The sequence below is a fragment of the Streptomyces mirabilis genome, assembly GCF_039503195.1.
Lineage (GTDB): Bacteria > Actinomycetota > Actinomycetes > Streptomycetales > Streptomycetaceae > Streptomyces > Streptomyces mirabilis_D.
Genome location: NZ_JBCJKP010000001.1, coordinates 2,618,203 through 2,640,098 on the forward strand (window position 1 = coordinate 2,618,203; position 21,896 = coordinate 2,640,098).

19 protein-coding genes and 1 pseudogene are annotated in these 21,896 nt (G+C 71.3%); 12 read left to right on the plus strand and 8 right to left on the minus strand.

From position 1 onward, the window contains the following. The first annotated feature begins 363 nt into the window (after nucleotides 1-363). The 5 genes and pseudogenes from AAFF41_RS12510 to AAFF41_RS12530 all read left to right on the plus strand — a co-directional run bounded on the left by AAFF41_RS12510 (nucleotide 364) and on the right by AAFF41_RS12530 (nucleotide 7,023). Nucleotides 364-1,182 (plus strand): glycosyltransferase family 2 protein, encoded by an 819-nt coding sequence (locus AAFF41_RS12510; RefSeq protein ID WP_054231071.1) that lies wholly within the window; start codon nucleotides 364-366, stop codon nucleotides 1,180-1,182. Further along, a pseudogene (locus AAFF41_RS12515) lies at nucleotides 1,179-2,194 on the plus strand (glycosyltransferase family 2 protein). The gene AAFF41_RS12510 and the pseudogene AAFF41_RS12515 overlap by 4 nt, the downstream one beginning before the upstream one ends. Beyond that, nucleotides 2,191-2,370, plus strand: coding sequence for a hypothetical protein (locus tag AAFF41_RS12520; RefSeq protein ID WP_319744709.1), 180 nt, complete (start codon nucleotides 2,191-2,193; stop codon nucleotides 2,368-2,370). The pseudogene AAFF41_RS12515 and the gene AAFF41_RS12520 overlap by 4 nt, the downstream one beginning before the upstream one ends. Next, a complete protein-coding gene (locus AAFF41_RS12525; RefSeq protein WP_319744706.1) occupies nucleotides 2,367-3,167 on the plus strand; it encodes a polysaccharide deacetylase family protein in 801 nt (266 codons plus the stop codon). The genes AAFF41_RS12520 and AAFF41_RS12525 overlap by 4 nt, the downstream gene beginning before the upstream one ends. Beyond that, nucleotides 3,160-7,023, plus strand: coding sequence for a lipopolysaccharide biosynthesis protein (locus tag AAFF41_RS12530; protein ID WP_343323967.1), 3,864 nt, complete (start codon nucleotides 3,160-3,162; stop codon nucleotides 7,021-7,023). Before AAFF41_RS12525 ends, AAFF41_RS12530 begins: the two co-directional genes overlap by 8 nt. Before the next feature lie 50 nt (nucleotides 7,024-7,073). On the opposite strand, the gene AAFF41_RS12535 is transcribed toward AAFF41_RS12530, so the two are convergent. Then, nucleotides 7,074-8,495, minus strand: coding sequence for a GH39 family glycosyl hydrolase (locus tag AAFF41_RS12535; protein ID WP_343323968.1), 1,422 nt, complete (start codon nucleotides 8,493-8,495; stop codon nucleotides 7,074-7,076). Between the two features lie 158 nt (nucleotides 8,496-8,653). On the opposite strand from AAFF41_RS12535, the gene AAFF41_RS12540 reads away from it, so the two are divergent. Further along, on the plus strand, nucleotides 8,654-9,748 hold the full coding sequence (locus AAFF41_RS12540; protein WP_319744697.1) for a DUF5925 domain-containing protein: 1,095 nt from the start codon (nucleotides 8,654-8,656) through the stop codon (nucleotides 9,746-9,748). Between the two features lie 35 nt (nucleotides 9,749-9,783). Beyond that, nucleotides 9,784-10,548, plus strand: coding sequence for a DUF72 domain-containing protein (locus AAFF41_RS12545; protein ID WP_319744694.1), 765 nt, complete (start codon nucleotides 9,784-9,786; stop codon nucleotides 10,546-10,548). Here the strand turns inward: AAFF41_RS12545 and AAFF41_RS12550 are convergent. Next, on the minus strand, nucleotides 10,545-10,913 hold the full coding sequence (locus tag AAFF41_RS12550; RefSeq protein ID WP_177324034.1) for a GntR family transcriptional regulator: 369 nt from the start codon (nucleotides 10,911-10,913) through the stop codon (nucleotides 10,545-10,547). The two genes, AAFF41_RS12545 and AAFF41_RS12550, sit on opposite strands and share 4 nt — an antisense overlap. 71 nt (nucleotides 10,914-10,984) lie before the next feature. On the opposite strand from AAFF41_RS12550, the gene AAFF41_RS12555 reads away from it, so the two are divergent. Continuing rightward, nucleotides 10,985-11,914, plus strand: a complete 930-nt coding sequence (locus AAFF41_RS12555) for a GNAT family N-acetyltransferase (RefSeq protein ID WP_319744692.1) — start codon at nucleotides 10,985-10,987, stop codon at nucleotides 11,912-11,914. Beyond that, the gene (locus AAFF41_RS12560) at nucleotides 11,895-12,395 is read left to right on the plus strand and encodes a ribonuclease FAU-1 family protein (RefSeq protein ID WP_319744690.1); all 501 of its coding nucleotides are present in this window, start codon (nucleotides 11,895-11,897) and stop codon (nucleotides 12,393-12,395) included. Before AAFF41_RS12555 ends, AAFF41_RS12560 begins: the two co-directional genes overlap by 20 nt. Nucleotides 12,396-12,440: 45 nt before the next feature. On the opposite strand, the gene AAFF41_RS12565 is transcribed toward AAFF41_RS12560, so the two are convergent. Then, on the minus strand, nucleotides 12,441-13,037 hold the full coding sequence (locus tag AAFF41_RS12565; protein WP_319744688.1) for a class I SAM-dependent methyltransferase: 597 nt from the start codon (nucleotides 13,035-13,037) through the stop codon (nucleotides 12,441-12,443). 239 nt (nucleotides 13,038-13,276) lie between these two features. Here AAFF41_RS12565 and AAFF41_RS12570 point away from each other — a divergent pair, with 239 nt between their 5' ends. After that, nucleotides 13,277-13,411 carry a hypothetical protein gene (locus tag AAFF41_RS12570; RefSeq protein WP_282190303.1) on the plus strand — a complete coding sequence of 45 codons (135 nt, stop codon included), beginning with the start codon at nucleotides 13,277-13,279 and terminating at the stop codon, nucleotides 13,409-13,411. Between the two features lie 71 nt (nucleotides 13,412-13,482). On the opposite strand, the gene AAFF41_RS12575 is transcribed toward AAFF41_RS12570, so the two are convergent. Beyond that, nucleotides 13,483-13,944, minus strand: a complete 462-nt coding sequence (locus tag AAFF41_RS12575) for a GNAT family N-acetyltransferase (RefSeq protein WP_343323969.1) — start codon at nucleotides 13,942-13,944, stop codon at nucleotides 13,483-13,485. Between the two features lie 169 nt (nucleotides 13,945-14,113). Here AAFF41_RS12575 and AAFF41_RS12580 point away from each other — a divergent pair, with 169 nt between their 5' ends. Continuing rightward, complete coding sequence (locus AAFF41_RS12580) at nucleotides 14,114-15,172, plus strand: lytic polysaccharide monooxygenase auxiliary activity family 9 protein (protein WP_319744684.1); 1,059 nt, start codon at nucleotides 14,114-14,116, stop codon at nucleotides 15,170-15,172. Between the two features lie 61 nt (nucleotides 15,173-15,233). Here the strand turns inward: AAFF41_RS12580 and AAFF41_RS12585 are convergent, their stop codons facing one another. Beyond that, on the minus strand, nucleotides 15,234-16,091 hold the full coding sequence (locus tag AAFF41_RS12585) for an esterase/lipase family protein (protein WP_054231058.1): 858 nt from the start codon (nucleotides 16,089-16,091) through the stop codon (nucleotides 15,234-15,236). Nucleotides 16,092-16,274: 183 nt separating this feature from the next. Next, entirely contained in the window at nucleotides 16,275-16,718 is a 444-nt protein-coding gene (locus AAFF41_RS12590; RefSeq protein ID WP_319744682.1) for a MarR family winged helix-turn-helix transcriptional regulator, read from the minus strand. A gap of 93 nt (nucleotides 16,719-16,811) precedes the next feature. Between AAFF41_RS12590 and AAFF41_RS12595 the strand changes: the two genes are divergently transcribed. Beyond that, nucleotides 16,812-17,186 carry a cupin domain-containing protein gene (locus AAFF41_RS12595; RefSeq protein ID WP_097284055.1) on the plus strand — a complete coding sequence of 125 codons (375 nt, stop codon included), beginning with the start codon at nucleotides 16,812-16,814 and terminating at the stop codon, nucleotides 17,184-17,186. 17 nt (nucleotides 17,187-17,203) lie between these two features. Here AAFF41_RS12595 and AAFF41_RS12600 read toward each other — a convergent pair whose 3' ends face one another. Together AAFF41_RS12600 and AAFF41_RS12605 are read right to left on the minus strand one after the other, a co-directional pair. Then, on the minus strand, nucleotides 17,204-18,178 hold the full coding sequence (locus AAFF41_RS12600) for a DNA polymerase Y family protein (RefSeq protein ID WP_319744680.1): 975 nt from the start codon (nucleotides 18,176-18,178) through the stop codon (nucleotides 17,204-17,206). Continuing rightward, on the minus strand, nucleotides 18,175-21,759 hold the full coding sequence (locus tag AAFF41_RS12605; protein WP_319744678.1) for a DNA polymerase III subunit alpha: 3,585 nt from the start codon (nucleotides 21,757-21,759) through the stop codon (nucleotides 18,175-18,177). The genes AAFF41_RS12600 and AAFF41_RS12605 overlap by 4 nt, the downstream gene beginning before the upstream one ends. Nucleotides 21,760-21,896: the final 137 nt, after the last annotated feature.

The window sequence follows — 21,896 nt, forward strand, 5'->3', positions numbered from 1 at the left end:
TATGGGCGCAATCGTCAATACCGTCATACATCTCACCCGCATCGGACCATCACGCACATGCGATCTAGGGGAGGGCTCAAGATCGCGAAGAGGGTCCGGCGCGGGGCGCGGTAGGGGGGTGCCGTGCTCGGTGACCACACTTGTGCCGAGTCGTGCCGCGCGACCGGTTTCCGCATCCGGAATTCCGTCCTCGGGCTTCCGCCTTCGGACTTCCGCCTTCGGAATCGGCCAGCTTTGCCAGCTCACCCGGCATGCACGGAGATCCATTTCGTCATGCCGTAAGTGAGAACCCCCCTTTCGAACCGGACTAAAAGCCGGACCGCCCAGGGGCGGGCGGTCCACCGGACGAGAGGGACCAGACTCATGAGCTCAGTCCTGCGCCCAGCCGTATCGGGCGAAGATCCGTTAATGGCCGGCAAGTACCGGCCGATCTCCTCGCACCTGGCCATAGCGCCACCGGTGAGTGTCGTGATTCCCGCCATGAATGAGGCGGAGAATCTCCCGTACGTCTTCAAGACCCTTCCCGCCTGGATACACGAAGTGGTTCTTGTCGACGGCAATTCCACCGACAACACCGTCGAGGTGGCCCGTGAACTGTGGCCCGACGTCAAGGTCGTCGAGCAGCAGGGAAAGGGCAAGGGCGACGCCCTGATCACCGGATTCGAGGCGTGCACCGGCGACATCATCGTGATGGTCGACGCGGACGGCTCGGCCGACGGCCACGAGATCGTGTCGTATGTGTCCGCGCTGGTGTCCGGGGCGGACTTCGCCAAGGGGTCGCGGTTCGCCAACGGCGGCGGCACCTCCGACATGACACCGATCCGCAAGCTGGGCAACCGAGTGCTGTGCGCGGCCGTCAACGCCAAGTTCGGCGCCCGCTACACCGATCTCTGCTACGGCTACAACGCGTTCTGGCGGCACTGCCTGGACCAGATCGAACTCGACTGCACCGGCTTCGAGGTCGAGACCCTGATGAACATCCGGGTCGTCAAGGCCGGGCTCAAGGTGCAGGAGATACCCAGCCACGAGTACCTCCGCATCCACGGCACGAGCAATCTGCGAGCCGTGCGGGACGGGTTCCGGGTGCTCAAGGTGATCATGGGTGAGCGTTCCAACCGGCGTGCTCTGCGCCGTCGGCCGCACGCCGCCCAGCTCGACTCGGGCCAGGGAGAGGTGTCTTGAGCAGTCCCGACATCTCTGTGGTGATCTGCGTCTACACCGAGGACCGGTGGGGGACATCCTCGCGGCGGTCTCCTCGGTGCGGGCGCAGTCGCTGCCCGCCCTGGAGACGCTCCTCGTCGTGGACCACAACGCCACCCTGCTCGACCGGCTGAGCAGGGAGTACAAGGAGACCGACGCGGTACGGGTGCTCGCCAACGCGGGCCCGCGCGGCCTGTCCGCGGGTCGCAACACCGGGATCGCCGTCGCGCACGGCGAGATCATCGCGTTCCTCGACGACGACGCCGTGGCCGAGCGCGACTGGCTGCGCCACTTCGCCTCGGGATACGCCGACCCACGGGTCATGGCCGTCGGCGGCCGTACGATGCCGATCTGGGCGTCGGGTCGCCGGCCCGCCTGGTTCCCCGAGGAGTTCGACTGGGTGGTGGGCTGTACGTACAAGGGGCTGCCGCCGGGCCGGGTCCAGGTCCGCAACGTCCTGGGCGGAAACGCTTCTTTCCGTCGTACGGCGTTCGACGCGGCGGGCGGCTTCGCTACCGGCATCGGCCGCGACGGCGACAAGCGTCCGCTGGGCTGCGAGGAGACGGAGCTGTGCATCCGCCTCAGCCGCGCCCGTCCGGACGCGATCCTGCTGATCGACGACCGCGCGGTCATCCACCACCGGGTACCGGAACCACGCGAGCACTTCGCGTACTTCCGCACCCGCGCCTACGCCGAGGGCCTCTCCAAGGCCCTGGTCGCCCGGAGCGTCGGCGCCGACAAGGGCCTCGAGTCGGAGCGCCGCTACGCGACCCGCGTGCTGCCCGCCGGGGTGGCCCGCGGGCTGCGCGACGCCCTGCTCGCCCGCCCGGGCGGCGCGGGGCGCGCGGGCGCCATCGTGGCCGGTGTCCTGACGGCGGCCGGCGGGTACGTACTCGGCAGCGTCCGGGCCCGCAGGGGCGACGCCACGTTCACCGTGGCCGAGATCGAGAACGGGATCGAGAGCGGTCCGGGACCCGAGGGGGAGGCGGCATGAGCACCAAACCCACGCGGGGCACGGGGCGGTGCCGGGGGCTGCGCGAACGCCCTTCGTCCGGCACCACCGGGCGGACACGCCTCGAACCGGCCGCCACCGCACGCGGACGCCGCGTGCCGGACACCGCCGCGGTCGCGGCGGCGGGCCGGGTGCACGAGGGAGGTGCGGGCCGGTGAAGGACGCTCCCGTACCGATCCTCATGTACCACTCCATCGCCGCCGCGCCCAATGACGCGACGCGTGAGCTGTCCGTGGGGCCCGAGGCGTTCGCCGAGCAGATGGCACTGCTCGGGGACCAGGGGTTCACCCCGGTCGACACGGCGGCGCTGGCGGCGCGTTGGCGGTCGGGCGGACCGCTGCCGGAGCGACCCGTGCTGATCACCTTCGACGACGGTTACGAGGGCGTGCACCGGCACGGGCTGCCCGTGCTGGCCAAGCACGGCTTCGCCGCCACGCTGTTCGTCTCCACGGGGTGGATCAAGGGCGCCCACGACACCGGAGGCGGCCTCGACGCCATGCTGAGCTGGGCTCAGGTGGGCGAACTCGCCGCCGAGCAGGTCGAGATCGGCGGGCACAGCCACACCCACCCGCAGCTGGACCAGCTCTCCGACGACGCGCTGCGGTTCGAGGTGCGGCGCTGCAAGGAGATCATCGCCGACGAGCTGGGCAGCCGCCCGGCCTCGTTCGCGTACCCCTACGGCTACTCCAGCCGCCGGGTGCGGCAGGTGGTGCGGGAGACGGGCTTCGCCCAGTCGCTCGCCGTCGGCAACGGCCTGGCGCGCCGTCGCCAGGGGCCGTACGCCCTGCAACGCGTGACCGTGCGCCGCGGCACCGGTATCGAGGAGTTCGAGCGGCTCGTCGAGGGCCGCGCGATCGCCCGCAATTTCGTCCGGGACCGCGCCCTCACCAAGGGGTACGCCATGGTCCGAAGAGCACGACAGGTCCGGCGGAAGGCCATCCGTTCCCGTGTCTGACACGACGACCACAGCCCAGGCTTCATCGCCCACCGCCGAGGCGCCCGAGCAGCGGCCCGGGCGCCGCCTCCGCCTGCCCGGCCGGGGCCGCAAGGACGGCGGCGGAGGCAACCAGCTCTTCCGCAACGCCTACGCCCTGATGCTCAACACCGGGATCTCCGCGGTGCTCGGGCTCGGCTACTGGCTGGTCGCCGCCCGCTACTACTCCGACGCCGCGGTCGGCCAGGGCTCCGCCGCGATCGCCGCGATGAAGCTCCTCGCGGGTCTGACCGCGGTGACTCTGACCGGCGCCCTGGCCCGCTTCATCCCCGTCGCGGGCCGCGCCACCGGCCGCCTCATCTTCCGTACGTACGCGGGAAGTTCGGTGGTCGTGGCGCTGGCCGCCGTGGTCTTCCTGCTGACGCTGAACGCATGGGGACCCTCGTACCGCTTCCTGCACGGCCCGCTCAACGGCCTCGGCTTCATCCTGGCCGTCGTCGCCTGGTCGGTGCTGACCCTGCAGGACGGCGTGCTGACCGGACTGCGCAGCGCGCTCTGGGTACCGGTGGGCAACACCGTGTTCTCCGCGGTGAAGCTGGCACTGCTGGTCGGACTCGCCGCCGCGATCCCGACGACGGGCGTCTTCGTCTCCTGGGTCGCCGCGATCGCCCTGTCGGTGGTACCGCTCGGTCTGCTCGTCTTCCGGCGGCTGGTCCCCCGGCACATCAAGGCGACCGAGGAGCGCGCGAAACCGCCCACGCTCAAGGAGGTCGGACACTTCCTCGCCGGCGACTACACCGGCTCGCTCTTCTCGCTCGCCGTGGTCTATCTCGTCCCGGTGATCGTCGCCTCGCAGGTCAGTTCCTCCGACAACGCGTACTTCTACATCACCACGACGATCGGCGGCACGGTCAACCTGCTCGCCATCAACATGGGCGCCTCGCTGACCGTCGAGGGCTCGCACGACCCCGCGCGGCTCGCCGCGAACACCCGGGCCGCGATCAAGCGGATGGCCCTGATCATGCTGCCGGTGTGCGGACTGCTGTTCGTCGGCGCGCCGTTCATCCTGCACGTCTTCGGCGACGGCTACGCGCACGCGGCGACCCCGCTGCTGCGCTGGTTCGCGGTCGGCGCGCTGCTGCGGGTCGTCATGGAGACGTACTTCGCGGTCCTGCGCGCCCAGAGCCGCACCTCCGGACTCGCCTATCTGCAGGGCCTGCTGTGCGTCCTGGTCCTCGGCCTGACGGTGATCCTGCTGCCCCGGATGGGCCTGACCGGGGCGGGTGTCGCGGAGATCTCCAGCCTCGCGGTGATCGTGTCGATCGCCGCGCCCAAGCTGTTCAAGATCGTACGGACCGCGCCGCCGACCGAACTCCCGGCGGGCGCGGCGCCGGACGGGGACCTCGCCGACCTGGGCGCGCGCGACGTGGCCGCTGCCACGCCGCGCGAGGCGAAGCGTGGGCCCGCCTGGGCCCTCGACTCCGACACCCTCGCCCTCGGCGTGCACGTCGACTTCGACCACCAGGAGCGCCGCCCGGACGTCCGCCCGGGCCCCGGCACCCCACCCACGGGCACACCCAAGGCACGCCCGGACCACCGCCCGACCTGGGCGCTCAAGCCGCAACTTCCCGCAGTGGGTCTGCCGGTGGAGGCACGGGCACCGGGCTCGGAGGCTTCCCTGGGCCCGGCGGAGGCCCCGGAAGTCGACGCTCCCTTCGAGACGGACGGTTCGGACGGCGCCCCGACAGGGGCGCGGGGCGGGACATCAAGCGGCTCCGCCGCGGGGGCGCGACCAGCCACCACCGACCCGCAGCCGGCGGACGACACAACCCCACCCCCACCAACCCTCCGCGACCGCCTACGACACCCTTCCAAACCCGGCGTGCTCCTCGGCTTCCTGCTGATCTCCGCACTACTCCTCTACTGGGTCCCGGCACTGGGCCTCGACGACGCCTCCCTCGACAAGATGGGCGGCCTCGGCCTCATCTCCGTCCTGCCGCTGCCCACCCTGATCGGCGCGGCCCTCCTGATCACGGTCTTCGCCTCGCTGCTCTGGATGAACCGCGAGCACAGGGGTTTGCTGCTCATCACCCTGCTCGCCACCGTGATCTCCCTGCACGCGCTCCCCGCGGTCATCGAGACCGAGCCACGGTTCGCCACCGCCTGGCAGCACCTCGGCTTCATCGACTACATCGACCGCACCGGATCCGCGGTACCCGACCTGGACGCCCGCTGGAGCTGGCCGGGCTTCTTCGCGGGGGCCACGTTCGTCGCCAAGGCCTGCGGTGTCAGCGACCTCACCGAGGTGATCCGCTGGTGGCCGCTGACCATGCAGCTGCTCTACCTGGCCCCGATGTTCCTGCTCGTGCGTTCGATGCGGGCGGGCTGGCGCGCCCAGTGGACCGGCATCTGGATCTTCGTGCTGAGCGGCTGGGTGGGCCAGGACTACTTCTCCCCACAGGGCTTCACCTATCTCCTCTACCTCGTCTTCGTGGCGATCCTCCTGGTGTGGTTCCGGGCGCCGCGTGTGCTGTGGGCGAAGGTGCGCCCGGGCGAGGCGGAGGTCGAGCCGACCGACCGGCGCCAGCGGGCCGTGCTCCTCATGGTGCTGATCGGCCTGTTCGCGGCGAGCGTCCCGGCACACCAGCTCACCCCGTTCGTGATGCTCGGGGTGCTCGCGGTCCTCGTCCTCGTGGGCCGCTGCGAACTGCGCGGGCTGCCGATCCTGTTCGCCGTGCTGGTCTCCGTCTGGATCGGCTTCATGGCCGAGCCGTACTGGTCGGGGCACTTCAACGACCTGTTCGGCGGGGTCGGCGGCGTCGGCAGCAACGTGTCGACGTCCGTCTCCGGCCGTATCCAGGGCGGCAGTTCGACGCACAAACTCGTCCTCTACGCGCGCGTGCTGCTCGCCGGCGGTGTGATGGCCTTCGCCTGCTGGGGCTGGTGGCGGCGGCGCGACCACAAGTACCGCGAGCGGTCGCTGATCGTCCTGACCTTCGTCCCGTTCCTCGGCTTCGGCATGCAGTCGTACGGCGGCGAGATGGCCCTGCGGGTCTTCATGTTCGCCCTGCCGGGGGCGGCGCTGCTGGCCGGGCTCGCCCTCTTCCCGCGCACCGGCGTCACCGCGAAGGAACGGGAGAAGGACCGGGTGAGCCTCGCCCCGCTGGCCGCGCTCATGGCGGGTCTGCTGCTCATGGGCGGCTTCCTGGTGGCCCGCTGGGGCAACGAGTCCTTCGAGCGGATCCGGCCGGGCGAGGTCACGGCCATGAACTACGTGTACGCGCACGACAAGCCGACCGTGCGGCTGCTGTGGCTGAGCAACGACACGGTCAACAACGTGACACCCGCGATGCCGTGGGGCACCCGGGACATGGAGAAGGTGCAGTACGTGCCGACGCTGGCGCCGAGCGATCCGGTGCTGGTGTCCGGGCTGGTCAAGTCGCTCAAGGACGCCGGCCCGAACTCGTACCTGATGATCAACCGCAGCCAGGTGGTCTACCTCCAGATGGACGTGGGCTACTCGGCGACCTGGGAGTCACGGCTCGTCCGCAACCTCGACGACCGGCAGGACCTGAAGAAGGTCCTCGTCAACGACGACGTGACGATGTACGCGCTGCGCCAACAACCCGCGGGCAAGGTGCCCGAGCCCGCCCCGGGGCCGATCGGCCCCCTGGTCACCTGGACATCGTGGTCGGTCGTCGGCGCGCTGGCGGCGGTGGCGCTCGTCATCATGCTGGCGGTGCGGGAGGTCGTACGGGTCGCGGTGCGGCCGAGTGTGCGGCAGTTGCGGTGGCTGCAGAGCAGCTTCTGGTTCTCGCTGCCGCTGCTGGCGGTGCTGCTGGCCTCGCTCGTACAGCGGTTCCTGACCATGAAGTAGCACGAGGTCCAGCCAGGCGGAGTGGCTCACCCGGACCCGGGATCGCGGGTTCAGCGGGTGAGCCACTTCACTTCGTAGGCCACCATGTCGAACCGCTTGCCGTCCACCTGCGCGTTGATGGACCGGTTCAGGGTGTTCACGACCAGGACGGCCTTGTCGGTGGCGAGGACGCGGACGTTGGGCACGTCGTCGGGGGCCACGGACACCGTCGCGTATGTGGAGCCGGGGGCGAACGCCCGGCTGAAGCGGGAGACGAGGTCGAGCATGGGCAGAGCCGCGCCGCCGCCGGCACGGTCGGTCGGCGTCCACAGGCAGCCCGCGCAGTCGGTTCCCTTCTCCTTCTCCGGGTTCCAGTAGAAGCCGGACGTGGCGCCGCCGCGGGCCATCGCGATCAGGCCGGCGGCCTGGACGGCGACGCGGCGGGCCTCGGACCAGCCCGTGCGCTCGTCGTTGCCGTCGGCGGGCTCGACGTAGTACTCGGCCCACCACAGAGGCAGTCCGTGGGTCTGCTCGCGCGCCCACCGGCTGACGGCGGTGAACTTGTCGGTGGCCGCGAACTCGTTCGGGAGCAGGTCGTCGTCCTTGGTGTAGCTGGAGCCGTCGACGACGACGAAGTCGGCGCCCGCCTTGTTCTTGTTCCAGTAGTCGAAGGCGTCGAGGACCCGCTGGTCCATGGCGCCCCAGGTGCCCTTCAGGGTCGTCGACGCGTTCTCCGTCTGGCGCGGGTCGACGCTGTCCATGACGAGGTAGGGGCCGCCGACCTGGATGTCCTTATTGACCTTCTTCAGCGCCTTGTAGACGAGGTTGTAGAGCTCGGTGTAGCCCTCGTAGTCCCAGCGGGCCTTGCCGTCGTTCCAGAAGCCCTTGAACTCGTTCCAGACGATGAAGTGACGGACGTCCGGATAGCGCTTGGCGACGGTCGCGGCGAGCGCGGCGAAGTCCGCGTAGTGGGCGCGGTCCGGGGCGGTCTCCAGGGCGGCCTGGCTCCAGTTCGTGTTGTCCGCGCCGGCCTTGCCGCCCTTCATCCAGTCCGGGGAGCAGCACAGGGTGACGACCGGGGTCCCGCCGGACTTCCGCATGAAGTCGACACGGCGGTCCATCTCGGAGAAGTCGTAGCGCCCTTTGGAGGGTTCGGGGTTGCCCGCCCCCCAGCCCATGATGTGCTGGATCTGCGGCAGCGACTGCTTCTGCAGCAGCCCCTCGACGCGCCGGGTGGCCGTGTCACTGCCCTGGTCGGCGCTGTACTGGGTGTGGGTGAAACCCCAGCCCACCTCGGGTTGCGGCGTTTCGGGCGGGGTGACGGGGGTGCCGTGCACCTTGTCCCCGTCGCGGGTGGTGCCCGCGGTGCTCGCGCCGCCTCCGGGCAGGGTGTTGAGCAAGGTCACCACCAGGGCCAGCGCGGCCACTCCCACGCCGAGCAGCGCGGTGAGCCGCCACCGCCGTGCCCCCGAATTCCACCCATGACGTCCCATCAAGGGCAACAGTAACGGCGGGGATCGGCCGTGGGACAGGTCTTGTAAGACCACAGCCGTGTAACAGGACGGAGGGGATACGGGAAGACACAGCCGACACACAGGACGCACCGCGGAAACCGGGTGCACGGGGCGCCCGCGTGACGGATCATGGCGGCATGTCTGCCAACCCACACGACGCACTGCCGATCCGGCTCAACGTCGACGACAGCGACTCGCCGTCGGACGTCGTCGACGCGCTGTTCCTCGGCCGCTTCGCGACGGGCGAGCAGCCGCACTCGCACGCGGCGAACATCGACCGCGTACGGTCCGGGGCGACGCTCCTCCCACCGGGCGCCCGCGTGCTGCGCTCGGCCCGCGACGACGACCGCAGCGCCACGCTCGCCGAGGGCGACGGCTGGACCCTGCTGGTGTCCCGTTGGAACCGCGGCGCCGACGTCACGGTCACCGCGACCAGCACCGAACTGGCCGCCAAGATCCTCGACCAGGCGACGGACGGCGCGGCGGACGAACCCGAACCCCAGCCGGAGAACGTGACGATGGGGTTCTGGTACGTCTCCCCGCGCCGCGGCCCGCACCGCACCACCCGGCAGATCTCCGCGGGTACGTGGGAGGAGGTGCGGTCGAACTACACCGGACCGGTGGCGGACGCCATGGACGGGCTGATGAAGACGACGCCCGAGGACATCGCGGGCCGGCTGTTGCTGCTGCACGGGCCGCCCGGCACGGGCAAGACCTCCGCCCTGCGCACCCTGGCCCGTTCCTGGCGCGACTGGTGCCAGGTGGACTGCGTCCTCGACCCGGAGCGCCTCTTCTCCGACGTCGGCTATCTGATGGACATCGCGATCGGCGAGGAGGACGGCACGGGCAAGGGCCGCTGGCGGCTGCTCCTGCTGGAGGACTGCGACGAGCTGATCCGCGGCGAGGCCAAGCACACCGCGGGCCAGGCGCTCTCGCGGCTGCTCAACCTCACCGACGGCCTCCTCGGCCAGGGCCGCAACGTGCTCGTGGGCGTCACGACCAACGAGGACCTCGAGCGGCTCCACCCCGCCGTGGTCCGTCCCGGCCGCTGTCTCGCCCGGATCGAGGTCGGCGCGCTGACCCGCTCGGAGGCGGTGAGCTGGCTGGGCACGGAGGAGGGCGTCGGCCGCGACGGCGCGACCCTGGCCGAGCTGTACGCGCTGCGCCGGGGCACGACGCCGACGTCGGTGCCGGACCAGCGGGAGGGCGCGGACGCGGGGCTGTATCTGTAGCTGCCCGGCACCGCGTGCGGTGCTTTGATGGTCGTATGACCCTGTTCGTCGGCACGTCGGGGTGGCAGTACAAGGACTGGCGCGGCGTCCTGTACCCGGACGGGGTGCCGATGCGGCTGTGGCTGGAGGAGTACGCGGCACGGTTCGCCACGGTCGAGATCAACAACGCGTTCTACCGGCTGCCGTCGCGGGAGACCTTCGAGAGCTGGCGGGAGCGCACCCCGCCCGACTTCGTCGTCGCCCTCAAGGCGAGCCGCTATCTGACACACATCAAACGGCTGCGCGACCCGGCGGAGCCGGTCGACCGACTACTGGGCCACGCCGCCGGGCTCGGCGACCGACTGGGCCCGGTCCTGCTCCAGCTCCCGCCCACGCTGCACGCCGACCCCGCCCTTCTCGACGAGTGCCTGCGCCGCTTCCCCACCGGCGTCCGGGTCGCGGTCGAACCGCGCCACGACTCCTGGTGGACACCGGAGGTGCGCAAGGTGCTCGAGTCACGGGGCGCCGCCCTCTGCTGGGCCGATGTGCTGGCCCGCCCCGTGACACCCCTGTGGCGGACCACCGACTGGGGCTACGTCCGCTTCCACGAGGGCCGCGCCCAGCCGTGGCCGCGCTACGGCCGGCAGTCCCTGACGACCTGGGTACGGCGCCTCACGGACGCCTGGTCCGACGACCACGACGTGTACGCGTACTTCAACAACGACCCGAACGCGGCGGCGGTCCACGACTCGGTGACCTTCGCCCACGCGGCAAGAACAACGGGCCTGACGGTGACCCGCACGCCGGACGACATGGACTAGTCCCCGTAGGCGGCCCGCAGGGCATCCCGTACGGCGTCCAGCGCGGCGGACTCGGAGAGGCCGAGGCGGTGCACACGCTCGGCGTACGCCTGCGCGGCCGACGCCGCTTCGCGCTCCGCCGCCGAGCCCGCGGCGGCGACGAACGTCCCGTTGCGGCCGCGCGTCTCGATCACCCCGTCCGACTCCAGCGCCCGGTAGGCCTTGGCGACCGTGTTGGCGGCGAGGCCGAGCTCCTCGGCCAGCCCCCGCACGGTGGGCAGCTTGTAGCCGACCGGCAGCGCGCCGGACCGCGCCTGCTCGGAGATCTGGGCACGCACCTGTTCGTAGGGCGCGGCCCCCTCATCGATGTGGATCTTCAACGTCACGCAGTGATTGTCCCGTACGGAACGGAAAATGAGAGGCACTCGAACGCACCTCGCGCGTAGCGTTCGACTCCATGACTGTGATCATCAGCGACGTCCGCCCGGACGACCGACGGCACACCGAGGGCTTCGCGCGCGTCCGCAACCGCGCCCTCCCCTTCGTGCTGTACACCCCCGACTCCCTCGCGTACGACGTCACGCACGCGCACCCCGACGCCCACTACCGCCCGCTGCTCGCGGAGCAGGACGGCGAACCGATCGGCACGGCCCAGGTCGGCATCGCGCACGACAGCGCGCAGCCGAATCAGGGCTACCTCAACGTGTACGTCGACCCCGGCCGCGCGCGCCGGGGCGCGGGTTCGCTCCTGGTGCGCGCCGCCGAGGAGCACCTGGCGGCCCTGGGCGCGACCAAGCTCTTCGCCTGGGTCCTGGACGAGCCGGGCAACCGCGCGTTCGCCGAGAAGCACGGCTACCACGCGAGCCGCTCCGCCCACTTCCTCCGTCTCGACCTGGCGGGCGGCACCCTGCCGCCGCTCCAGAGCCCGCCGCCGGGCGTCGAACTGCGCAAGGGCTCGGACTTCGCCGACGACCCGCGCTCCCTGTTCGCCCTGGACGCGGAGACCATGGCGGACGAACCCGGCGACATCCCCCATGAGTTCACGGACTATCAGGCCTGGCTCCAGGAGACCTGGCACCACCCCCTGTTCAGTGCCGAGCTGACCACGGTCGCGCTCGTCGACGGCCGCCCGGCGGCGTTCAGCGCGGCCCGCACGGACGGCGGCGCCCGCTATGGCACCGTGATGACGGGCACCGCCGCCGCGTTCCGCGGTCGCGGCCTCGCCAAGCTCGCCAAGAACGACTCGCTGCACCGTGCCCGCGCCGCCGGGTACACGGAGGCGTTCACGGGCAACGACGCCGGCAACGAACCGATGATCGCGATCAACAAGTGGTTCGGCTACGAGATCTGCGGAACGGAGGTGCGGTATGTCCGCGAACTCGCCTGACACACCTCGCACCGTGGAGGTCGTCCTGGTCAAGTCCGGTCGCACGAAGATCCGTTACCCCGCCGAACTGCTCGCCGACGACGGTATCCGCGTCACCGTGCGGGCGCCGTGGGCGGGCGAGGGCGTCCGCGACTTCGGCTTCGTACGGTTCGAGCCGGGCGATGTCTTCACCGAGTACTACTGGCGGGACCGCTGGTACGCGGTCAAGGAGGTCCGGGACGCCGAGGGCGTACGGAAAGGCTGGTACTGCGACATCACCCGCCCGGCCACCCTCTCCGGCGGCGAACTGGTCGTCGAGGACCTCGATCTGGACCTGTGGCGCTCCGCGGACGGCACGGACGTACTGCGCCTGGACGAGGACGAGTTCGCGGCGAGCGGCCTCGCGACGACCGATCCGCGGGCCGCGACCGCCGCGCAGAACGCCCTCGACACACTCGAACTCCTGGCCCGCGAGGGCGACTTCGAGGCGCTGATCGGCTAGGGCCGGTACCCGGCGGATGCTCGGCGGCCGTCGCGTACCCGGTGGTCAGACGTGGGCCACCACCGCGTATCGCTCGTCCGCCACCTCGCGCCCCCACAGCCGCGCGTCGTCGGACAGCCGCTCCACCCGGAGGTCCGAGGTCAGGGGTTCCAGCAGGGTGGCCAGCCGGTCCGCGGGTATGCCGGCGGGGCTCAGTGTCCCCCACACCCCCTCGACCAGGACGAGCCGCCCTCCGGGGCGCAGCAGCCCGCGCCAGTGCCGCAGGACGCGCCCGGGGTCGGGCAGCGCCCACAGGACGTGCCGCACGAGCACGACGTCGAACCGCTGCTCGCCGACGGGCGGTGCCGTCGCGTCACCGAGCAGGAACACCGCGTCGCGTCCGGCGAGCTTGGCGCGGGCCAGGTCGACCATGCGCGGCGCGCGGTCGATCCCGGTGACGTGGTGGCCCCGCTCGGCCGTGAGGAGCGCCAGGCTGCCGGTACCGCAGCCGAGGTCGAGCACGTCGGACGGGGTCTCGGGCAGCCAGGCCCGCAGCCGCTCCGCCCACGCCTCCCGCACGACGGCGTCGCGCAGCCCGTGGTCCGGCTCGTCGTCGAAGGTGTCGGCCTCGGCGTCCCAGTCCACCCGGTCCGCGTCGGCCATCGCCTCCGCACCCCCGCCCGCGCCGCCGAGCTCCGGCCCCACCTCGCTCGGACAAGGTTTGACACCGCTCTGACCTGGATTCATTTCGTTGTAACCCGTCATGTGCCCCAGGGTGACACCCACCACTGACAGTCGAATCGTGACAGCCGCCACAGACAGATCCCGACTGATGAGCAACTCTCCCGGAAAGGGTCTACCTCCGTACAACCGCGGACCCCGGTAGGCACAAGGAGGCAGCCATGCGCCGTGTGACCGTGCAGAAGCCCCTGAGGAAGTCGGAGTCCCGCCGAGTGCGGGACGAGGCCGACGAGCGCCCGGCCGAGCGCCCGGAGGTCCGCAAGGACATCCACCGCACGTGGTGGCCGGACGGGTGAGCGGCCCGGGCCGCGCGCCCCGGCACTGAGACCGCGCCCCGACACTGAGACACGCCCCCGCACGGAAACCGTCAGTCGAGCCGCTTGCGGTAGTGGATCCGGTCGTACCGGCCGTCCACCCGGCGCTCCACGACCTCGTACCCGTACTTCGGGTAGATCTTCTTGTTCTCCCACATCATCGCGTTCGTGTAGAGCCTGACCTCGGACAGCCCGAGCGCACGCGCGTGTGCGTCCACGAACGCCAGCAGCCGTCGCCCGACACCCTCGCCGTGGGCGTCGGGGTGGACCGCGATGCTGTCGAGGAAGAGATGATCCATGCGCGCCTCGATCACCACGAGGCCCCGCACGGGCTCCCCCGTGACGAACACCCGCCCCGCAGCCACGTTCGCCGCGTGGTCCGCCTCCATGGGCTTCGGCACCACTCCGATGCGCTCGATGTAGTGGTGGTACGCGGCGTCGGTCACCGCTTTCACGGCAGCCACGTCGGCGGCGACGGCCGGGCGGATCTCCGGTTCGTTCGGGGCATCTGTCATGGCCAGAACGGTAGCTACCTGAGCGCAGGCTCAGCACTCCCTTAAGCCGACCATAAGGATCTCCCTCACCCACCTCCCACAGGCGATTTCGCGGTTTCTTCGGGCTAGCTTGCTGATCACCCCCACGGGTCCGCCGTAGACCTGAAGGTCCGCTTCAAGGAGTTCCCCCATGCCTGCTCGCCGCAAGGCCGCCGCCGTCGCGGTCGCCGTCGGTGTCGCACCGGTCGCCCTGACCGCGCTCGCCGCGGCGCCCGCCGTCGCGCACGGCACGATGGGCGACCCGGTCAGCCGGGTCTTCCAGTGCTATGCGGAGAATCCCGAGAGCCCGAAGTCCGGCGCCTGCAAGGCGGCCGTCGCGGCCGGCGGCACCCAGGCGCTGTACGACTGGAACGGCGTCCGGATCGGCGACGCGAACGGCGGACACCAGCGGCTCATCCCCGACGGGAAGCTGTGCAGCGCGGGCAACGACGAGTTCAAGGGCCTGGACCTGGCCCGCACCGACTGGCCGACGACGAGCGTGAGCAGCGGCGCGTACACGTTCAAGTACCGGGTGACGGCGCCGCACAAGGGCACCTTCGACGTCTACATCACCAAGGCGGGCTACGACCCGTCCAAGCCGTTGACCTGGGCCGACCTGGACCTGGCTCACCCGGTCGCCACGAAGACCGACCCGGCCGCGACGAACGGCTACTACACCTTCTCCGGCGCCCTGCCGCAGCGCTCGGGCAGGCAGCTCCTGTACGCGGTCTGGCAGCGTTCGGACAGTCCGGAGGCGTTCTACTCCTGCTCGGACGTCACCTTCGGGGGCGGGGGTTCCGGCAACGCCGGTGCCGGTGGCGGCGGTACGGGCAGCAGCGGTACGGGCACGGGCGGTACCGGAAGCGGTACCACCCCCGCGGCGACCACCCCGGCACCCACCGCCTCCGCGCCCTCCGAGCAGCAGATAGCCGACGGTGCCGACAAGTCGACGGTGCGGCACGACCACCACGACGGCGCGGCCACTCCGGCGGCCGACACGCACGCCTCCGACGCCGCTCCCGGCGGCTCCGCCGGCCGGTCCGAGGCCGCGGGTGTCTCGGAGCGGCACCTCGCCGAGACCGGCGGTGACTCCGCCAGCCCCTATCTCGCGATCGGCGGGGCGAGCGCGCTGGCGCTGGGCGCGGCGGCGCTGTTCTCCTCGGTCCGCCGCCGCGCGACGAGCGACGGCCGACGCGGTCGCGGTCGCTAGTTCCCGGTGCACTCCGGGGCCTGTCCGGCGGCTCAGGTCGGACAGGCCCCGGCCGGGGCGGTCAGCTGAACACGGAGGCGCAGTTCGTGGGGGTGGCGTGTGCCGGGTCGAGGGCGTTGGCCGCCTCGTGGAAGGCGATCCGGTCGAGGAGGCCGATCGCGGCGTGCTCGGAGAGGTCGACCGGGCACAGGTCCTGCAGCAGCACGTTGTGGACGTCGGATCCGGTGAGGAACTGTGAGCGGTACGGTGTGACCACCTCGTCGTACTTGGTGGCGATCACCGTGTAGTGCACGCCCGGGACGGTGTCGCCGCCGGCGTTGAGCTTGGTCAGGAAGGCGGAGCCGACGATCTGGTCGGCGAGCGCGGGTGTGGCCGCGGACAGCAGGTCCTCGGCGCCCGGGAAGTACGGCAGCAGGTTGGTCAGGCCGTCCAGAGTGGTGCCGTGGTTGTCGGGCGCGATGCCGACGAAGGTGTTCACCTTGGCGGCTCCGCCGAGGAACTTGAGGTAGTAGCGGGGCATCAGGCCACCCTGCGAGTGGCCGACGAGGTCGGCCTTGGCGGCGCCGGTCGCGGCGAGCACCTTGTCGACGAATACCTGAAGCTGTTCGGCCGACTTGTCGATGGGGCCGAGGGCGTTGAAGAGGGGGACGCCGGGCAGTTGCCCGTAGTCGAGGGAGAAGACGCAGTACCCGCGGTCCACCAGGTAGGGCGCGAAGGCCAGCCAGTTGTCGGTCGAGTTGGCGAAGGTGCCGTGGACGAGGACGACGGGGCGGGGATGGGTGGCGGAGGGCTTGCAGGAGTAGTCGTTCCAGCCGCTGCTCGGCGCGGCGGCGTGGGCGGTGGCGGCGGGGACCACGGCGACCACCGCGGTCAGCAGCAGCGCGGTGAGGGGTCTGAGCAGGCGCTTCCAGGGCAGCATCGGGTGATCTCCTTGCGGCTCAAGGGAGTTGCGACGACGTACGCCCTGTGATCCGGATCACGAGGATGCTGTTCACTCGTCAAGTTACGGGCGAGTAGCCCACGTGTGAAGTTACGCGTCAGTAAAAAACTTCCGGCGAAAAACAGCGGCGGTCTCGGCCACCGGCCAACGCCTGACGAACCATCACCAGGCGGGCCTGATGGGACCATAGGGCGCGATTCGCGCCAAGCGGTCACGCAACACGCCCACTTCACCCTCACCGAGCACCTCGACCCACGCCCGCACGGCATCGGCGGCCGCCTCCTCCGCCGCTCGGGTGCAGGCCCAGCCGCGTTCGGTCAGCACGACGAGCCGGGCGCGCGCGTCGCCGGGGTACGGGCGCCGCTCGGCGTATCCCTTGCGCACGAGCTCGTCGACGAGCTGACTGGCGGCCTGTTTGGTCACCCCCAGGTGGGTCGCGAGGTCGGTGACCGTCGCACCGTCCGGGGCGAGCCGGGTGAACGCGAAGCCGTACGCGGGCCGCACCTCGAAGCCACGGGCTTCTACGCCGTCGTTGATGCGTCGCGTCAGGTCGCCCGCGACGGTGAGCAGGGCGGCGGTCAGGGCCATGGCCTCGGAGTTCTCCACGCACGCATTGAAACACCCTTGACGGATTGGTCAAGCAGCTTGACCATGAGGTCATATAGTCAAGCTACTTGACCACTTGCCCAGGAGGCAGCCATGCCCGTCATCCACCCGTCCGATGCCGTCGTCCACGAGATGCACGGCGCCCGCTTCGTCTCGTACGCCCGTCCGGGCGCCGGCAGCAAGGAACTGTGCGCCTGGCGGGGCGAGATCCCCGCCGGCACCAAGGCGCCCCTGCACACCGTCAGCCGCGAGGAGATCCTCCACATCCTCGAGGGCGAGCTGGTGATCACGCTCGACGGGCGCACCGAGCGGGTCACCGCGGGCGACACGCTGATCATCAATCCCGGGGCGACCTTCGGCGTCGAGAACCCGACCGACCGGACCGTGATCACCTGGGTCACCACGCCCATCGGCCTGACGGCGGAACTGTCCGACGGCACCCGCATCACCCCGCCGTGGGCCAACTGACACACACCTGAGGAGAGTTACGCCGCCAGCGTGCCCGGCATCACCGCATGCGGGCCGAACTTCGCTCGCGCGCGGTCCGCGACCTCCTCGATGCGTCGGACCTTCTCGTCCACAGGGTCGAAGGTCAGCTGGTGGGAGGCCTGTTCGGCGGGGGTGAGGCCCTCGGCGCGGAGGCCGATCGCGCGGACCCGGGCGCGCTGGAGGCCGAGCGTCTCGTACAGGGCGTACGCGGTGGCGGTGAGCGCCGAGGAGTGGGCGGTCGGCTCCTTGAGGGTGCGGCTGCGGGTGGTCGAGGAGCGGTCGGCGTAGCGGACGGTGAGGGTCAGGGTGCGGCAGACCTTCTCCAGGGCGCGCAGCCGGGTGCCCAGTTCCTCGGTGCCGGAGAGCAGCGCGCGGCGGTGCAGGGACGGGTCCAGCTCGTCGCGGGGGAAGGGGCGGTCGGTGGCGAGAGAGCGCGAGGTGGTGTTCGGGACGACCCGGCCGCGGTCGACGCCGGACGCCTTCTCGTGCAGTTCGCGGCCGGTCCGGGCACTGGTCAGACGCTGGAGCGTGGACAGGGGCGCGGCGGCGACCTTGCCGATGGTGTCGAGGCCGTACTCGCACAGGGTGCGGGCGGTGGCGCCGCCGACCCCGGGCAGCGCGCCGACGGGCCGCTCGGCGAGGAACTCCGCGACGGCGTCCGGCTCCCCGGGCACCACCCGGGTCACTCCGGGCACGGCCTCCCGCAATGCCATCCGCGCGAGCATCGGCCCGGGTCCGGCGCCGATCGCGCAGTCGATCCCGTACCGGGCGAGTGCCCGCACCCGGATCAGCGAGGCGAACTCCACGGCGGTCCGCCCGAAGTACCGTTCGGCGCCCCGCAGATCGACCAGCACGCGGTCGGGCGGCAGCGCCTCGATGACGGGGGTGAACTCCTCCAACAGTCCGAGGAGCCCCGGCAGGGCGGCCTCGTACATCGGAGGCAGCTGGAAACGTACACAGAGGATGGTCATCCCGCACTCCCCGGACTCTGGTGCCACAACTTCTTTCCTCCCGCGGGCCCTTCGCCCGCGGGACGCAGATCGGCCCAGGGGTGCATCTCGTACCCCGTGGGCATCCGGATCTTCCGGCTCTCCTTCGTGCCCTCCCCCTCCGGCAGGGGCTCCGGTACGGGCTCCGCCAGCCGCGCCGCCACCACGTCGAGGCCGCCGTCGGCGCGCAGCTCGACCAGTTCGGCGAGGTTCCAGGCCGCCGCACCCACCACGCTGAGGCTGCGCGGGCCCCGGCGCTGCACCACTCCGCGCACCAGCAGCAGCCAGGAGTGGAAGACGGTGTGGGCGCAGGCGTCGTGCGAGTCGTCGAAGAAGGCGAGGTCGACCAGGCCGGTGCCGTCGTCCAGGGTGGTGAAGATGACGCGTTTGCCGGAGCGGATCGGCGGGGTCTGGGTGGCCGCCTTGGCGCCCGCGACCAGGACCGTCTCTCCGTGCCGCGCCTCCCGCAGCCGACGTGCCGTCACCACGCCCAGCTCCCCCAGGAACTCCCGGTGGTCGTCCATCAGATTGCGTGAGGCGTCCATCGACAACACGCCCAGTTCGGCGCTGAGCCGCTCCGCCGAGGAGAGGTCGGGCAGCCCGGCGGAGGCGGTCTTCCGCCCGCCCGAAAGCGGGAGTTGGCCGCCGCCCGCACCCCTGGATCCCCGGTGCAGTTCGGTCAGGTGCAGTTGCAGGTCACGCCGGTTGGCGCCGAACGCGTCCAGCGCGCCGACCTGCGCGAGCCGCTGTGCGAGCGGCCTGCTCGGCCGGGCCCGCTCCCAGAAGTCGAGCAGGGAGGCGTACGGCTGTCCGTCCGCGATCCGCGCCGCCTCGGCCTCGCTGATGCCGTGCACGTCGGAGAGAGCGAGGCGGACACCCCAGCGGCCGACGGAGTCATCCGATTCAGACACCAGTTCGATACGGTGGGCGACCGCCGACCGGTTCACGTCCAACGACAGGATCGGCACCCCCCGCCGCCGCGCGTCCGCCAGCAACAGTCGCTTCGGATACATCCCGGGGTCGTGCGTGAGCAACCCGGCGTAGAAGGCGGCCGGGTGATGGGCCTTCAGCCACGCCGACTGGTACGTCGGGACGGCGAAGGCGACCGCGTGCGCCTTGCAGAAGCCGTACGACCCGAAGGCCTCGACGATCTCCCAGGTCCGCGCGATGGTCTCGGCGTCGTACCCCTTGGCCGCCGCGTTCTGTGCGAACCAGAACCGGATCCGCCCCTGCGACTCGGGGTCGGACAGCCCGCGCCGCACCCGGTCCGCCTCGTCGCGTCCGCAGCCGGTCATGATGTCGACGATGTCGATGATCTGCTCGTGGAAGACCACGACGCCGTACGTCTCCTTCAGTGGTCCCTCCAGGTCCGGGTGCGGATAGCGGATCAGCGCCCGCCCGTGCCGCGCCTCGATGAACGGCCGCACCATGTCGGCGGCGACCGGTCCCGGCCGGAAGAGCGAGATGTCGACGACGAGGTCGTGGAAGGTCGCGGGCTGCAGCCGTCCGACCAGGTCGCGCTGTCCGGGCGACTCGATCTGGAAGCAGCCCAGCGTCTCGGCGGACTGGATGAGCCGATAGGTCGCCGGGTCGCCCGGCGCCACCGCGTCGATGTCCGGCCGGTCCCCCGTGGCCCGCTGCACCTCGGCCACCGCGTGCGCCATCGCGGACTGCATCCGCACACCCAGCACATCGAGCTTGAGCAGCCCGAGGTCCTCGACGTCCTCCTTGTCGAACTGCGACATGGGGAAACCCTCGCCGCTGGTCGGCACGACCGGCGTACGGGCGAGCAGGGAGGCGTCGGAGAGGAGTACCCCGCACGGGTGCATGGCGATGCCGCGCGGGAGGGCGTCGAGGGACTCGACCAGCTCCCACAGCCGCCCGTACTTCTCCCCCTTCCGCTGAACCTCCCGCGCCAGCTCCCGCAGTTCGGGCAGCTCGTCCATCGCCGCACGGGCGTCGCGGGCGCGGATGTGCGGGAAGGACTTGGCGATCCGGTCGATGTCGGCCGGGTCCATGGAGAGGGCGGCACCCACATCGCGGACGGCGTGTCGGACCCGGTAGGTCTCGGGCATCGAGACGGTCGCGACCCGCTCGGCGCCGAACCGGTCGATGATCGCGCGGTAGACCTCCAGCCGGCGCGCGGACTCCACGTCGATGTCGATGTCGGGCAGCACCGAGCGGCGCTTGGACAGGAAGCGCTCCATCAGCAGCCCGTGCTCGACCGGGTCGGCGTGCGCGATGCCGAGGAGGTGGTTGACGAGGGAGCCCGCGCCGGAACCGCGCGCGGCGACCCGGATGCCCATCTTCCGTACGTCGTCCACGACCTGGGCGACCGTCAGGAAATACGAGGCGAAGTCGTGGTGGGCGATGATGTCCAGCTCGCGGTGCATCCGTTCCCAGTAGGCCCGCTTGCTGTCATAGCCGCGCAGCACCATGCCCGCCGCCGCCCGGGAGGCCAGGACGCGCTGGGCGGTGCGCCGGCCCGCACCGACGAGATGCGGCTCGGGGAAGTGGACGGTGCCGATACCGAGGTCGTCCTCGGGATCGACGAGACACTCGGCGGCGGTGGCCTGGGTCTGTTCGAGCAGACGGTGCGCCGTGTCACGGCGGTAGCCCGCGGCCTCGACGATCCGTTCGGCGGCGCCCAGCATGGCGGCCTCGCCCTTGAGCCAGGCCTCGCCGGAGTCCAGCTCGCGCCGGGGGTCGACGGGGACGAGGCGGCGGGCGGCGTCCAGGACGTCGGCGACCGGACCGAGGCCCGGGTCGGCGTACCGGACCGCGTTGCTGAGCACCGGGCGCACCCGCTGTTCGGCGGCGAAGCCGACGGTGCGGGCGGCGAGCCGCAGGGACCCGGGGCCGGTGCCCTCGCGGCCGTGCCAGACGGCTTCGAGGCGCAGGGCGTCGCCGTAGATCTCCCGCCAGGGCGCGAGCAGCTTCGCGGCGCGGTCGGGGCGCCCCGCGGCGAGTGCGCGGCCGACGTCGGAGGCGGGGCCGAGCAGTACGGTCAGTCCTTCGGCGTGGTTGTCCGGCCGGAGCAGCAGGGGCTGCCGCCCCGGGCCGCTGTCGGGACCGCCGCCCGCGTGCGCCGCCGTGACGACTCTGCAGAGGTCGGCCCAGCCGGCCGCGCCGTCCCGGGCGAGGAAGGTCACCCGGGGAGTCGACTCGTCGATGAAGGCACCGCCACGGACCGGGGCGCGGCGTCGCTCCCCTCGTACGGGCTCCCCGGCTCCTCGTACGAGTTCCCCGGCCGCTCGGGCGGAAGCCGAGCCCGTCGGCGCGGAGGCCCCGGCCGTCCGGGCGAAGGACCCCGCCGTTCGGGCGGACGCCCTCGCCTCTCGGGCGGGAGCCTCGACCGCGAGCTCCGTCCCGAACAGCGGACGGACACCCGCCCTCGCGCAGGCCTTGGCGAACCGGACCGTGCCCGCGAGGCTGTCCCGGTCGGTGAGCGCGAGGGCGTCCATGCCCCGCTCCGAGGCACGCTCGGCCAGCCGCTCCGGGTGCGAGGCCCCGTACCGCAGGGAGAACCCGGAGGCGGTGTGCAGATGCGTGAATCCCGGCACACGCACCTCCCGTACCCGTCCGTATCCGTTCGTGTCCGAGGGCCCTCTCCACAGGCTCTCGAACATTCGTTCCCAATGACCTCACCCCCACCATAGACCAATTTCCGAACAAGTGTGCGACATCCGTTCGAGCCCGT

Excerpts from the sequence above, each read along its gene's own strand:
- AAFF41_RS12510 (WP_054231071.1), top strand. The coding sequence starts at position 364 with ATGAGCTCAGTCCTGCGCCCAGCCGTATCGGGCGAAGATCCGTTAATG.
- AAFF41_RS12520 (WP_319744709.1), top strand. The coding sequence starts at position 2,191 with ATGAGCACCAAACCCACGCGGGGCACGGGGCGGTGCCGGGGGCTGCGC.
- AAFF41_RS12535 (WP_343323968.1), bottom strand. The coding sequence starts at position 8,495 with ATGGGACGTCATGGGTGGAATTCGGGGGCACGGCGGTGGCGGCTCACC.
- AAFF41_RS12540 (WP_319744697.1), top strand. The coding sequence starts at position 8,654 with ATGTCTGCCAACCCACACGACGCACTGCCGATCCGGCTCAACGTCGAC.
- AAFF41_RS12545 (WP_319744694.1), top strand. The coding sequence starts at position 9,784 with ATGACCCTGTTCGTCGGCACGTCGGGGTGGCAGTACAAGGACTGGCGC.
- AAFF41_RS12555 (WP_319744692.1), top strand. The coding sequence starts at position 10,985 with ATGACTGTGATCATCAGCGACGTCCGCCCGGACGACCGACGGCACACC.
- AAFF41_RS12560 (WP_319744690.1), top strand. The coding sequence starts at position 11,895 with ATGTCCGCGAACTCGCCTGACACACCTCGCACCGTGGAGGTCGTCCTG.
- AAFF41_RS12565 (WP_319744688.1), bottom strand. The coding sequence starts at position 13,037 with ATGGCCGACGCGGACCGGGTGGACTGGGACGCCGAGGCCGACACCTTC.
- AAFF41_RS12570 (WP_282190303.1), top strand. The coding sequence starts at position 13,277 with ATGCGCCGTGTGACCGTGCAGAAGCCCCTGAGGAAGTCGGAGTCCCGC.
- AAFF41_RS12575 (WP_343323969.1), bottom strand. The coding sequence starts at position 13,944 with ATGACAGATGCCCCGAACGAACCGGAGATCCGCCCGGCCGTCGCCGCC.
- AAFF41_RS12580 (WP_319744684.1), top strand. The coding sequence starts at position 14,114 with ATGCCTGCTCGCCGCAAGGCCGCCGCCGTCGCGGTCGCCGTCGGTGTC.
- AAFF41_RS12585 (WP_054231058.1), bottom strand. The coding sequence starts at position 16,091 with ATGCTGCCCTGGAAGCGCCTGCTCAGACCCCTCACCGCGCTGCTGCTG.
- AAFF41_RS12595 (WP_097284055.1), top strand. The coding sequence starts at position 16,812 with ATGCCCGTCATCCACCCGTCCGATGCCGTCGTCCACGAGATGCACGGC.
- AAFF41_RS12600 (WP_319744680.1), bottom strand. The coding sequence starts at position 18,178 with ATGACCATCCTCTGTGTACGTTTCCAGCTGCCTCCGATGTACGAGGCC.